This window comes from Paraburkholderia sp. SG-MS1 (assembly GCF_012275575.1).
GTDB lineage: Bacteria > Pseudomonadota > Gammaproteobacteria > Burkholderiales > Burkholderiaceae > Paraburkholderia.
Map to the genome: position 1 here is coordinate 35703 of NZ_NPIH01000101.1, position 13592 is coordinate 49294.

The 13592-nt window shown below is 64.6% G+C and carries 11 protein-coding genes; 1 reads left to right on the top strand and 10 read right to left on the bottom strand.

Going from position 1 to position 13592, the window contains the following annotated elements:
- Positions 1 to 29: 29 nt before the first annotated feature.
- The 6 genes from CIC12_RS06905 to CIC12_RS06930 all read right to left on the bottom strand — a co-directional run bounded on the left by CIC12_RS06905 (position 30) and on the right by CIC12_RS06930 (position 4765).
- Positions 30 to 200, bottom strand: a complete 171-nt coding sequence (locus tag CIC12_RS06905; RefSeq protein WP_168663408.1) for a hypothetical protein — start codon at positions 198 to 200, stop codon at positions 30 to 32.
- A 230-nt stretch (positions 201 to 430) separates the two neighbouring features.
- Positions 431 to 1288 carry an IclR family transcriptional regulator gene (locus tag CIC12_RS06910; RefSeq protein WP_168663410.1) on the bottom strand — a complete coding sequence of 286 codons (858 nt, stop codon included), beginning with the start codon at positions 1286 to 1288 and terminating at the stop codon, positions 431 to 433.
- A 77-nt stretch (positions 1289 to 1365) separates the two neighbouring features.
- Complete coding sequence (locus CIC12_RS06915) at positions 1366 to 2094, bottom strand: SDR family NAD(P)-dependent oxidoreductase (protein ID WP_168663412.1); 729 nt, start codon at positions 2092 to 2094, stop codon at positions 1366 to 1368.
- Positions 2095 to 2113: 19 nt separating this feature from the next.
- A complete protein-coding gene (locus CIC12_RS06920; RefSeq protein ID WP_168663414.1) occupies positions 2114 to 3415 on the bottom strand; it encodes an MFS transporter in 1302 nt (433 codons plus the stop codon).
- A gap of 82 nt (positions 3416 to 3497) precedes the next feature.
- On the bottom strand, positions 3498 to 4247 hold the full coding sequence (locus tag CIC12_RS06925) for an SDR family NAD(P)-dependent oxidoreductase (protein ID WP_168663416.1): 750 nt from the start codon (positions 4245 to 4247) through the stop codon (positions 3498 to 3500).
- Entirely contained in the window at positions 4244 to 4765 is a 522-nt protein-coding gene (locus CIC12_RS06930; RefSeq protein WP_168663418.1) for a 2,4'-dihydroxyacetophenone dioxygenase family protein, read from the bottom strand. Before CIC12_RS06930 ends, CIC12_RS06925 begins: the two co-directional genes overlap by 4 nt.
- A gap of 332 nt (positions 4766 to 5097) precedes the next feature.
- Between CIC12_RS06930 and CIC12_RS06935 the strand changes: the two genes are divergently transcribed.
- Positions 5098 to 6519: a trypsin-like peptidase domain-containing protein gene (locus tag CIC12_RS06935; RefSeq protein WP_168663420.1), complete on the top strand. Its 1422-nt coding sequence runs from the start codon at positions 5098 to 5100 to the stop codon at positions 6517 to 6519.
- Between the two features lie 72 nt (positions 6520 to 6591).
- On the opposite strand, the gene CIC12_RS06940 is transcribed toward CIC12_RS06935, so the two are convergent.
- From CIC12_RS06940 to CIC12_RS06955, 4 genes are all read right to left on the bottom strand, one after another.
- On the bottom strand, positions 6592 to 8058 hold the full coding sequence (locus CIC12_RS06940; protein ID WP_168663422.1) for an efflux transporter outer membrane subunit: 1467 nt from the start codon (positions 8056 to 8058) through the stop codon (positions 6592 to 6594).
- Positions 8051 to 11254, bottom strand: a complete 3204-nt coding sequence (locus CIC12_RS06945; protein WP_168663424.1) for a multidrug efflux RND transporter permease subunit — start codon at positions 11252 to 11254, stop codon at positions 8051 to 8053. Before CIC12_RS06945 ends, CIC12_RS06940 begins: the two co-directional genes overlap by 8 nt.
- A 10-nt stretch (positions 11255 to 11264) precedes the next feature.
- Positions 11265 to 12455, bottom strand: a complete 1191-nt coding sequence (locus tag CIC12_RS06950) for an efflux RND transporter periplasmic adaptor subunit (RefSeq protein WP_168663426.1) — start codon at positions 12453 to 12455, stop codon at positions 11265 to 11267.
- Between the two features lie 716 nt (positions 12456 to 13171).
- Positions 13172 to 13592, bottom strand: a 421-nt coding sequence (locus tag CIC12_RS06955) for a penicillin acylase family protein (RefSeq protein WP_174771946.1), incomplete at its 5' end; no start/stop codon positions are given.

A 13592-nucleotide genomic window follows, 5' to 3' on the forward strand; every position in this document is an offset into this window, starting at 1 on the left:
CGGTGTCAGGCTTGGACGGGCGTGCGAGTCTAGGTCTTGTCGCGGCTGCGTGCCCGCGTGGCGCCGGTAATTACCGCCACGCCCAGCAGAATGACCGCCACGATTTCGACAGTGTGTTGAGCGACGTGCAGTGTCACCAGTCCCCATGACACGCCGGCAATCAGAATGATCCAGCCGGCCAGGTAAATGAGCAGGGTCATCGTGGTTCTCCTCGTTCGATTCGACGGGTCGGATGGCTCCGGCGGCTTCTCTTGACGCTCAAGAATGCGCGACCGGATGCCCCGATTCTTCCGTTGAAATTGCGTCGCCTCGCTGGTGGGCCGTTGAGCGGCGTATCGGGCGAGCGATCAACGGGTTAATCGAGTAGCAGATTCCGCGCCCGCTTCCGTGTTGACGACGTGCGACGCGGGGAGGGCGCACCGCCCGTTGCTCAGCGTCCCGAAGCCGGCCCGAGACGCGCCGCGACAGTCCGGCAAGCCGCCAGCAACGGCTCGATATAGCGCGTTTGCGCGTCGCGCTCCAGGCGAAAGGTCGGCATGCTGATGCTCACGCAGCCGAGCGCGCGTCCGTCCGCGCCGCGAATCGCCGCACCATAGCAGGAGATCGCGACTTCGTTCTCTTCGCGGTCCTCGGCGTAGCCGCGTTGCTCCGTGGCGATCAGCTCGCGACGGACCTCGTCGAGCGTAGTGAGCGTGTGATCGGTGAAGCGGCGCAGCGGCGCGTCTTTCAGCAACGCCTCGCGTTCGGTCACGCCGAGCGTCGCGAGATAGGCCTTACCCACCGAGCTCGACGTCAGCGACACCCGCGTGCCGATGCGCGACGCCATGCGCACCGCGTGCGGACTTTCCAGTTTCTCGATGTACACCATCTCGCCCTGACTCGGCACGGCGAGATGGATCGTTTCCGATGTGAGATTGCGCAGTTCCATCAGTGCATCGACCGCCGCGAGGCGCAAGTCCGAGCGCTCCCAGCTGCGGCTCGCCAGGTTGACGAGGCGTGGGCCGAGAGCGAACGTGTTGCCGCTCCCCGCGCCGACGATCAGCCCTTCGGCCTGCAACGCGGCCACGATACGGTGGACAGTAGGGCGCGGATAGCCGCTTGCCGCGCTCAGCCTGGCGACGTTGGGCGGCGTCTGCGCATCGGCGACCAGTTGCAGCACGGCAATGAACTTGGAGAACGCGGCGGCGCCGGCAACGGTCTTCGCATCGGCGGCACTGGCCGTGCCGGCGGCCACGCTTTCGCCGGGTTGGCCGGTGTCGGAGGAGGGCTTGGAATCGGAGGTGGACATCAGGCTACGGTCGGACACAGTGGAGCAATTATGCCCTTCTTTCCCGGGCGCAATGCCATCGACACCGGGCCGGTTCGTCACGCGACCAGATAGCCGCCGTCGACCGGCACGATCGCACCCGTCATGAACGACGCGGCCGGCGTGCACAGAAACGCCGCGACCTGCGCGACTTCATCGGGCGTGCCCCAGCGGCGCATCGGCGTACGATCCAGAATGGCCTGCGAGCGACCGTCGTCGTCCTGTAACGCCTGGGTCAGCGGCGTCGCAATCCAGCCCGGCGCGATCGCATTGACGCGAATGCCGTCGGCCGCATAGGCGAGCGCGAGCGACTTGGTCAGTTGCGCGACCGCGCCTTTGCTCGCGCTATAGGCCGGCACCAGACCGCCGCCGAAGAAACTCAGCATCGACGCCGTATTCACGATGCAGCCCGACGACGCCTTCAGCAATTCACGCGCGGCCGAACACACGCGCATCGTGCCGTTCAGGTTGATGTCCATCACCCGTTCGAACACCTCGATGCGGTGTTCTTCCACCCGGCTGATCACGCCCGCGCAATTGACCACGATGTCGAGCCGCTCGAACGCCTGCAGCGCCGCGGCGACGTCGTCGCTCGAACGCACGTCGAGCGTGACGCGCCGGATCTCGCGATCGAGCGTATCCGGCACCCCCTCGGGCAGCGGCAAACCGGCCGCGACCGTTTGCGCACCGAGTTTCGCGAGCCCGTTCGCAATGGCCGCGCCGATTCCGGAGAGGCCGCCCGTGACGATTGCGACCTTGCCTTCAAGTAGATTGTTCTGGAATGTCATGTGAGTCAGCAACGAGTGCTCAGGTGGGTTGTGTTTTGACGGCGCTCGGCAGCGGCGCGGGAGCCACTTCCTTCACGACGAACAGGTAGACGAAGGCGGCGGCGAACGCGACGCCCGCGCTGATCAGCAGCGCGTTGACGAACGAATGCGTCTGATCGACGACGATGCCGGTGATCACCGGCGCGAACGAGCCGCCCAGGTAACCGCCGAAGTTCTGCATGCTGCCGAGCGATGCCACGAGGTGGCGCGGCGCCGCGACGCTGACGAGCGCCCACGCGGTGCCGCTCGACATATTCACGAAGAACATCGCACAGGACACATAGACGATCGCGAGCGTGGTGCTCGGCGTGTACGCGGCAGGCACCGTGAATGCCGCCGCGCCGATCAGGCCGATGCACAGCGGCCACTTGCGGCTGCGGATCGGCGCCATGCCGCGCTTGAGCAGATAGTCGGCGATCACGCCGCTGCTCAGCATGCCGATGGTGCCGAAGATGTACGGAATCGATACCAGCCAGCCGGTATGCGCGATGCTCAGGTGGCGCTCTTTCTCCAGATAGCCGGGCAGCCACGTGAGGTACAGCCAGACCATGTAGATCACGCCCATGAAGCCGAAAATCATTCCCCACGTGTTGCGCAGCTTGAAGAGCGCGCCCCATTCGGACCAGCTCAGGCCTTTCGGACCTTCGGTGTTCAGCGAACCTTCTTCGAGGTGCGCCGTGTCGGCTTCGGTGAGTACCAGTTCATCGCGGTTGCGATAGAACATGTACCAGCCCACGGCCACCAGAATGCCGAGCACGCCCATGATGATGAACATGGTTCGCCATCCGAACGAAAGCATCAGCACGGTGAGCAGTGGCGGGGCGATCATCGGCGCGATGGTCGACGACGAGATGAACATGCCGGTCGGCCGCCCGCGCTCGCGTACCGCAAACCATTCGTTGACGACCTTCGCGCCCGCCGGGAACAGCGGCGCCTCGGCCACGCCGAGTACGACCCGCGCGAACAGGAAATGATTGAGCGACTGGATGAAGCCACCCATCACCTGCGCGATCGACCAGACCAGCATGCCGAGCCCGAGCATGACGCGCGAGCCGAAACGGTCGAGCAACGCGCCCACCGGCAACTGCGCGAACGCATAGGACAGCGAGAACGCCGATAGCAGCAGCCCCATCTGCGACGCGGACAGATGAAGCTCCTCGCTCACCAGGTGATTCGCGATCGACAGCGTGCTGCGATCGAGGTAATTGATGATGCCCGCAATCGTCAGAAAGGCGACCGCGACCACCTGAATACGTTTCAGACGCTGTGACTTCTGAAGCATGTTTGTCTCCTGCGCAAGAGGTCTTGCGGATGTTTGGAATAGTACGAATACAACGGTTAAAACACGATCTGCAACGAAGACGTCAATAAGTCGCCCGTCCGCCAGACAGATCGAAAATCGCGCCGGTACTGAACGAGCAGGAATCCGAACAAAGCCACAAGGCGAGCTGCGCGACTTCATCCGTGGTGCCGAGCCGTCGCAGCGGACTCTTATCGATCATCGTTTGCACGTGGGCTGGCGACATCTGCGCGAGCAGCGCGGTTTTCACCGCGGCGGGCGCGATGCCGTTCACGAGGATGCCGGTCTGCGCGAGCTCCTTGCCAAGCGACTTCGTCATCGCGATCACGCCGGCTTTCGCCGCGCTGTACGCAGACGCGTTCGGCGTGCCTTCCTTGCCCGCCAGCGACGCAACATTGACGATGCGCCCGGCGTTCGCGCGGCGCATCACCGGCACGACGAAGCGGCTGACGTGATAGGTGCCGAGCAGGTTCACGTCGATTACGCGCTGCCATTCGAGCGGATCGTATTCGTCGAGCGGCACCGTAGGACCTGCGAAACCCGCGTTGTTCACCAGATAGTCGACGCGTCCGTATGCGTCGAGTGTTGCCGCGAGTGCGGTCTCGATCGATTCGGGGCGCGTAATGTCCACCGGGAAGTGACGCAGCGCGCGGGGCGCGTCCTCTTCACCCGGCACGCGGTCCCAGTTGACTGCCGATGCGCCATTGCGCGCGAACGCCTCGCAGATCGCGCGGCCGATGCCGCTGCCTGCCCCCGTCACGACGGCGACGCGCCCGGAGAAATCGTAGTGGGCAAGGCTCGCGGGCGCGCTCATCGGGTGAACTGGTCCACGTAGTCCTCACCGAGGCCGACGGCCGTGTAGTGCTTGCGGCACATGTCGATCTTGGTGAACACGTCCTCGTAGCCGGTGTAGTTGCCGTAGGGGTCGCAGTAGAACATCACCCCGTTGACCTGGAAGTACGTGATCATTTCCTCGACGTCGTCGGGCACGTAGAGCGTATGCGTTTCACCGGGCGGCTCGTAGACATAGCTGCCCTCGGTGGCTTCCCAGTCGTGTTCCAGATAACGCCAGCGGCCCTTGAGCACCATGCCGTGCACGCTTTGCGGATGACGATGGCGGCTCAGCACGCCCGACTTGCGAACCCGCAGCAGGTTCATCCAGTAGCCCTGCGACGCGTTCAGGCACAACGGGCGGAACGAGACGTTTTCCGCCTGCGGGACCCAGACGCGCTCATCAGTCGGAATGGCGAAGGGAACGACGATTTCCTGCTGCGCTTCCTTTGGAAAAGGCAACTGATACGGCGTCATGGGGGAGTGGGTAGCCTCGGGCATGGAGATCCTTTCTGAAGTGTCCGCATTGTGGACATATAGTCCACGATATGGCTATTATCGGAAGGGCATGAGCTGGGGTCAATCCTGGGGAAATCACTTACCAAGTTCTCAAACGGAAGACGTGGCGGATGCTTTGAAACGGCCCCGGTGCCCGGCCACAAGGCGTTTGGCGACGCGCGCGTAAAGATCGTCGAATGTCCGTAAGCGCCTTGGTGTGGTCGTGAATCAAGGCGTACAGGTGTCTCTTGATCGCTCACCATCTTTAAGCCTCCTTTAAGAGGAGGCCCCTACAGTACGCCACCTCCACGTAACCCACCCCACACTTTCAGACTATGACCACCAGGAAATATTGGCGCGGCAGCGCTGCCGCATGCGTTGTGCTGGCGATCGCCGGTACCTATGCAATCAGCCACCGCGAAGCCGACGCATCCGTCAGCAATGCCCACGGCGAAGTCTCCGCCGCAGGCGCTTCGGCAGGCATCACCGGCACGCGTTCCTCGGCGCCGGACTTCTCCGGCATCGTTTCGCGCTACGGCGCGGCGGTCGTGCATATCGGCGCCAGGCAGGCCGCTACCGGTGGTGAAGACGGTGAAGGCGGACATGGCGGGGAGGCCCTCGGGTCAGGTTTCATCATCAGCCAGGACGGCTACGTTCTGACGAACAATCACGTGGTCGAAGGTGCCGACAAGGTCACCGTGAAGCTGACCGACGGCCGCGAATTCCGCGCTCGCGTGGTGGGTACGGACAAGACGTCCGACGTCGCTGTTCTGAAGATCGACGCATCGAACCTGCCAACCGTGAAAATCGGCGACCCGGCCAACAGCAAGGTCGGCGAATGGGTCGTGGCGATCGGTTCTCCCTATGGTTTCGACAGCACGGTGACCTCCGGCATCATCAGCGCAAAAGCGCGCCAGTTCTCCGACGACAGCCCGATCCCGTTCATTCAGACCGACGTGCCGGTCAATCCGGGCAACTCGGGTGGACCGCTCTTCAATCTGAACGGTGAAGTGATCGGCATCAACTCGATGATCTATTCGCGCACGGGCGGCTTCCAGGGCCTGTCGTTCGCGATTCCGATCGACGCGGCGATGCACGTGAAAGACCAGCTCGTCAGCACCGGGCATGTGAGCCGCGGCCGCATCGGCGTGGGTGTGCAACCGGTCAGCGCAGAGCAGGCAAAGTCGTTGGGTCTGGCCTCGACGCATGGCGCGCTGGTCGGCTCGGTCGATCCCAGCGGCCCGGCTCAAGCGGCCGGCTTGCGCCAGGGCGATGTGATCGTCAGCGTGAACGGCACGCGCATCGAGGGCACGCGCGAACTGGTGGGCCAGGTTTCGCAACTGACGCCGGGCAGCACGGCGACGCTCAGCGTCTGGCGTAATGGCGCCGAGCGCAAGCTGTCGGTGACGGTCGGTGTGCAGTCGTCGCAAGTTGCATCCGAGTCGCCGCGTGCGCGGCAACCGCAACAACAGCCGCAGCCGGAGCAGTCCCGCCCGCGTCTCGGTGTGGCAGTTCGCCCGCTGACTGCGGACGAGCAGCAGGAAGCCTCGCTGCCCGGCGGGGTGCTCGTGCAACAGGCCGGTGGTCCGGCCGCCGCTGCGGGCATTCAGGCCGGCGACATCATCGTCGCGGTGGATGGCAAGCTGATTCGCGGCGTCCAGCAACTCAAGCAGATGATCGCGCAGGCCGACGACAGCGTTTCGCTGACGGTAGTGCGCGATGGTGAAGAAGCGTCGGTGACCGTGAACCTCGGCTAACCTGCCGGCATTACATCGACGAACTACGCATCGACGAAAACGGCACTGCGCGCAGCACATTGCGCCAGTGCCTCAGTTGGACTGACTGTTCCCGACCGTTTGCAGCTGTTGCATTGGCGGCGCGTCGGGACCGCCGCCCAGCGCGACGTAAAGCGATACGCCGTTCTGCAACGCGGTGGCGCGAAGCTGAATCAGCTGTTGCTCGGCAGAAAAAAGATTGCGCCGCGCATCCACCACCTCGAGATAGATCGAGATCCCATTCTCATAGCGAAGCTCAGCCGTTTCGGCGAGCTGCCGCTGCGCTTCGACCGCCTGTTCCTGCGCGGTGATCTGCTCCTTATAGCGTTGCCGTCCGACCAATGCATCGGACACCTCACGAAAAGCCGTCTGCACGGTGCGCTGATAATCGGCGACCAGTTCGTCGCGCCGTGCGCGCGTCTGCGCGAGTTGCGCCTGACGCTGGCCGGCATCGAAGATCGGCATCGCGACCAGCGCGCCTACCGACCACGCCTGTTTGCCTGGCACGAAGAGGTCGCTCAATTCCGCCGATACATAACCGAAACTCCCCGTCAGTGCGATGCGCGGGAAAAAGTCCGCGCGCGCCGCGCCGATGTCCGCGTCGGCTGCGCGAAGCTGCTGTTCGGCCTGCACGATGTCGGGCCGATTGACGAGCAACGCGGACGGCAAACCCGGGTCCAGCTCGCCGAACTGTTTCGCGTCGGCGATCGGCGCCGCTGGGGGTAGCGTGTCCTGCAGCGGTCCGCCGATCACCACTTCCAGTTGATTGCGCTGCTGCGCGGTGGTCCTTTGCAATTCCGCCAACTGGGTCTGCGCCTGCGTGACGAGAATCGCGGCCTGCTCGTAGTCGACCATCGACGTCACGCCGGCATCGAGCCGCAGCTTCGCGACTTCCAGCGCATAGCGGCGGCTCGCCAGCGTCCGTTCGGCGAGATCGATGCCTTCCTCGCCCGAGCGGATCGCGTAATAGTTCGCCGCGACATTGCCGATCAGTGACAAACGGAACGCGCGCTGCGCTTCGACGGTGGCGAGATAGCGCAGGCGCGCGGCGTCGCTGAGATTGCGCACGCGGCCCCAGAAGTCGAGTTCAAACGACGTCACCGCCGCCTGCACGTTGTACTGGTTGAACTGGATCGACGTGTTGCTGTCGGGAAGTTCCGGTTCGATCGAACTGAGCGGCGTTTTGGTGCGCGTCGCGCCGGCGTTCACGTTGACTTGCGGGAAGCGCTGCGCGTTCTGGATGCGATAGAACGCGCGCGCCTGTTCGATGCGCGCGACCGACGCCGCCAGATCGCGGTTGCGTTGCAGCGCCGTGGCGATCAGCAGCTTCAGGTGCGGATCGGCGAAAAACGTTTCCCAGTCGACCTCGGTTGCGAGGTGAGTGCCTTCGGCATGGAGCGTCGCCGAGGTGTCGAAGCGCTCCGCAATCGGCAGTTCGGGCTGGCGGTAGGTCGGCGCGAAATTGCACGCGCCCAGCGAGCAGACGAGCGGCAGGAGCGGGATGAGCAGGCGCTTACGCATCTTGCTTGCCTCCCGCCGGTTCGCCGCCGCTGGATGCGGGCGCGGACAGGTCATCGTCGTCGAGATCGACCTTGCGTTTCTTGCGGCTCAGCCAGCGACGCGCGGCCACATAGAACAGCGGCGTGAAGAAGATGCCGAACAGCGTCGCCGTCAACATGCTGCCCATCACGCCGGTGCCGACCGCGCGCCGGCTCGCGGCGCCCGCGCCGGTCGCGAGCACGAGCGGCATCATGCCGAGCACGAAAGTGACGCTGGTCATCAGGATCGGACGCAGACGCTGCTGCGCGCCGTTCTTCGCGGCGGCAATCGCGTCTTTTCCTTCGGATTCCTCTTTGATCGCGAACTCGACGATCAGGATCGCGTTCTTCGCTGCGAGCCCGATGATGGTCACGAGCCCGATGTTGAAGTAGACGTCGGCAGAGAGGCCGCGCAGCATCGTCAGCACCACCGCGCCGATCACGCCGAACGGAATGATCAGCAGCACCGAGGCCGGAATCGCCCAGCTTTCGTACAGGGCGGCGAGCAGCAGGAACACCACCACCAGCGACAGACCGAGCAGCAGGCCGATCTGGCCGCCGGCCTGTTTCTCCTCGAACGCGGTGCCGGTCCATTCGTACGTGAGATTGCCGGTGAGCACATGCGAAGCGATGCGTTCCATTTCAGTGAGCGCCGCGCCGCTCGAGCGGCCCGCTGCCGCCTGGCCCGACACGGTGGCCGACGGAAAGCCGTTATAACGTTCGAGCTGCTGCGGGCCGGAAATCCAGCGCACGCGGCTAAATGCCGAGAACGGCACCATCTCGTTGCGGTTGTTGCGCAATTGCAGCGCGCTCACGTCTTCCGCTCTCATCCGATGCTCGGCATCCGCTTGCAGAAAGACCCGCAGCACATTGCCCTCGAACACGAAGTCGTTCACGTAGTTCGAGCCGAACGACAGCGCCAGTGCCTGATTCACCTGGCCGATCTGCAGGCCCAGCGCGCGCGCCTTGACGCGGTCGATCTCGACGTACAGCTGCGGCGCCTCGGGCATGCCCTCGGAGCGCACGCCCGCGAGAATCGGGCTTTGCGCCGCCTCGATCATGATGCGCCGCGCCGCCTGTTGCAACGCATCGCCGCCGACGCCGCTACGGTCCTGAATCTTCATCGTGAAGCCGGTCGCGTTGCCGAGCGAGGGGATGGCCGGCGGATCGAGCGCGAAAATCATCGCTTCGGGAATCTGCCGGAACGCGCCGTTGGCGCGGCGCACCAGCGCGCTCGCGGAGTTCGCCTCGCCTGGCCGCTCGTCCCACGGCTTCAGATCGACGAAGGAGAGCGCCGCCGATTGACCTTGGCCGAAGAAGCTGAAGCCGGTGACCGAGGCCACGTTACGCACCTGCGGCTGTTGCCGCAAAAACGCTTCGACCTGGTTGACCGCATGCTGGGTGCGCTGCTCGGTGGAGCCCGGCGCGCCGGTGTAGGTGATGAACAGATGTCCCTGGTCCTCGGTTGGCAGAAAGCCGCCCGGCAACCGTATGAAAAGCCAGGCGGTCATCACGCAGGCCACCACGAACAGCAGCAGCCAGCGCAGCGGCGAGCGCAGCATCGCGTCGACGCCGCGAATATAACGGTCGGTGCCCGCGCCGAGCCCGCGGTTAAAGCCGTCGAACACCCGCTGCAACAGTTTGCCGGCGGCGCTTGTCGGCGCGGAGTCGCTATAGGTTTCGTTGCGTAGCAACGCGGCACACAACGCGGCGCCGAGCGTGAGGGCGAGCAGGGTGGAGAGGGTGATCGACACCGCGAGCGTCACCGAGAACTGCCGGTAGATGCCGCCGGTCGAGCCAGGGAAGAATGCCATCGGAATGAACACCGCGACCAGCACCAGCGTACTCGCGATCACCGCGCCGGAAATCTGCCCGACCGCCTTGACGGTGGCGCGCGGCGCGCTGAGCCCTTCTTCGCGCATGATGCGCGCGACGTTTTCGACGACCACGATCGCGTCGTCGTTAAGGATACCGATTGCCACCACCATGCCGAACAGCGACAGAATGTTGATCGACAGCCCGAACAGATACAGCCCCGCGCAGGTGCCGATCAGCGCGACCGGCACGACCAGCGTCGGAATGAGCGTGGCGCGCCAGTCCTGCAGGAACAGGAAGACCACGACGGTGACGAGCAGCAGCGCCTCGATCATCGTGCGTATCACGCTATGGACCGACGTCGTGATGAACGGCGTCGTATCGAACGGCACCGCCCACGTCACGCCGCGCGGGAAGGTCGGCTGCAATTCGGTCATGCGCTGGCGCACGTGATTGGCGACCGCGAGCGCGTTGGCGCCGCTCGCGAGCTGGATCGCGATGCCGGCCGACTCCTTGCCGTTGACGCTCAACCGGGTGCCGTAGCTGTCGTTGCCGAGCTCGACGCGCGCGACATCGCCGAGGCGCACGGTCGAGCCGTCCGGATTGGCGCGCACGATGATTTCGCGGAACTGCTCAGGCGTCGAGAAGCGGCTTTGCGTGACGATCTGCGCGGTGAATTCCGAGCCGCCCGCGTTGGGCTGGTCGCCGAGTCCGCCGCCTGCCGTCTGGCTGTTCTGCTCCTGCACGGCCTGCAACACCTCGCTCGCCGACAAACCGAAGCCCGCCAGCCTGGTCGGGTCGAGCCAGATGCGCATCGCGTACGACGAGCCGAACAGCTGCACGTCGCCGACCCCGTCGATCCGGCGCAACTCATTGACGATGTTGCTGGACGCGAAGTTGCCCATCGCCGTCGCATTGGTGGAGCCGTCGGCGTTCTGCAGCGCGAGCAGCATCAGAAAGCCCGACGACGCCTTGGTCACGCTGATGCCGCGTTGCCGCACTTCCAGCGGCAGGCGCGGCTCGACCCGGCTCAGGCGGTCCTGCACCTGGGTGCGCGCGATGTCGAGATTGGTGCCCGGCTTGAGCACCACGGTGATTTGCGCGGTGCCGTTGGAGCGGCTGACCGATGACATGTAGAGAAAATTCTCGATGCCGTTCATCTCGTCTTCGATGATCGAGGTAACGGTGCGATCGAGCGTGCGCGCGTCGGCGCCGCTGAAGATCGCCGAGATGCTGAGCGAGGGGGGCGCGACGTCCGGATATTGTTCGACTGGCAGAAGCGCGACGGCCAACGTGCCGAACAGCACCGTGAACAGTGCGATGACCCAGGCGAAGACCGGGCGGGAAACGAAGAAACGATTCATCGGGCTCCCGTCAGCGCGTGGCCGAAGCCGGTGTCGGCGCCGCTGTCCCCGCTGCGGGGGCAGGCCGCGCATCGACTCGCTGGCCGGGCTGGACGCGCTGCCATCCGTCGACGATCACACGCTCGCCGGGCTTCAACCCGTCGCGCACGGTCCAGCGTCCTTCGCCTTGCTCACCGAGATCGATGTTGCGGTGAACCACGGTGCCATCGTCCGCGACGAGCGCGACGCTGGCGATGCCGTTGTCCAGTTGCACCGCGCGCTCGGGAATCCGGATGCCTTGCCGGTTGCCCGCCGTGATGATGCGCCCGCGCACGAACTGCCCGGGCAACAGCGTGCGCGATGGATTGGCGAACTGGGCGCGCACCGTTTGCGTGCCGGTCGACGGATCGACGACCAGGTCGGCGAAGTCGAGAAAGCCGCGCTCGTCGTAGACCTGGCCGTTGGCGAGCAGCAGTTCGACCTCGACGTGTTTCATATCGAACGCCTTGCGCGTGCCCGACTGGATCTGTTGCTCGACGTCGAGCATCGCCGTGTTCGATTTCGTGAACACCGCGTTGATGGGCGAGAGCTGATTGACCTGCGCCATCATCGTGGCCGCGCCGGCGCTGACGAGCGCGCCTTCGGTGACTTGCGCGCGGCCCACGCGTCCGGCGATCGGCGTGCGGACGACCGAGCGTTCGAGCCGCAGATTGGCGAGCGTCACGGCGGCCTGCGCATCGGCGACGTTGGCTTGGGCCTGCTGCATCGTTGCGACTGCGGCGTCGTTTTCCTGTGCGCTGACCGCGTGCCGCTCGAGCAGCGGCCTGAAGCGATCCACCACCGAAGCCGCGTTTTTGTACACGGCGTTCGCGCGCGTCAATGCAGCCTGCGCCTGCTGCAACTGTGCGCGGTAGTCCCGGTCGTCGATCTGGAACAGCGGCGCGTTGGCCTTCAGGTCCGTGCCTTCCCGATAAAGCGTGCGCTCGACGATGCCGTCGACCCGCGCGCGGATCTCCGCGGTGCGGACCGCCTCGATCCGGCCAGGCAGTTCGACGACGTCCGGCACGTTCGACGCGGCCACCGTCTCCACCAGTACGGGCACCGGCGGCATGGCCGCGGCGGGCGCATCCTGCCTGTCGCCGCAGGCGGCGAGCACCAGCGGCAAACCGGTGATGACAACGAATACGGCACGACTACATAAGCTTGACGCGGAGCAGGGCAAGAGAAACTCCTCGGTGAAGGCACTCTTTTTCGCTTTGAATTGCTTGCAGTCTGACGGTCTTGCAGTGTGACGGCGGTGTTTTTCTTATGGCTGCCGAGCGGCCGTTGCAGCCGGCGTATTGCACGCTTGCGTCCAATTGCAAGTTGCCTGAACCCGCGTTGTAATGGAAGAAAGGTGTTTCATGCGTATTCTCACTGAAGGCCAGCATTTTGATCCGGTGTTTCAGCAATGCGCTTTCATGCGGACAACGAGCTTGATACTTGATACTTGATACTTCTTAATGCCCACGGCAAAAACTTCCGTCGATCTTACAAGGTTTGACCTGCTTGTCAAATCACCGCGCCAATGCAATTGAAAGCGACGCGATGCCGGCGCCGGGCGCACAAAGTCCGATACAGCTAAACCGCATGAGTGGGGCCTTGCCGGGCGCGTCGGTGCCGGGCGTGGCTGGAACGAATGGGCGAACCCCGTCGATTATGCTTTTAGCCCGGCCTATCGCAATGGTGATTTGAACGGCACGCAACCGGTATGAATGAAAGCCGGGTATAAAGCCAGAGATGTCGGTCGAGCATGAATATGAGCGGCGGTGCGTTGATCACGCTCGATCTCGCGTGGGACGATCACGTGATGCTCACGTTCGATGCGGCTCGACGCCGCGTCGACCTGTTGGCCAGTTGAATGGACCTGCGCCCAGATGCTCCATGCCAGTGGGGCGGTTAGCGCGCTGGCGCATCCGACGAACTCAAGGTGTGCACGCGCAACGCGGAATCGCGCGCGATCGACGCTTCGGAAAACGGAATGCTCAGCCAGCGTCGCGCGGCATAGTCGCGCGTCGCGTCGGCATAGTGGGGCGAGGCCGGGTCGCCGGATTCGGACGACGCGAGCAAGGTCCGCGCAAGCACCTGATCCCCGTCGAACGAAACGAGCTGCAGGTAGGTGTCGCCGTTCGGGTTGACGTCCATCGAATAGCCGCGCGTATCGAATGGATGGGCGGCGCACGCGGCGGTGAAGTAGCCGCCCGCGTCGCAGCCGCCGAACAGCGGAATGCGTTCGCCATTGCGCTGCACGTAGAGCGCGGCGCTGCGCGGCGCATCGAGCGCGATGCCGGCGTGATGCAGGGCGGCGATGGCGTCGTGC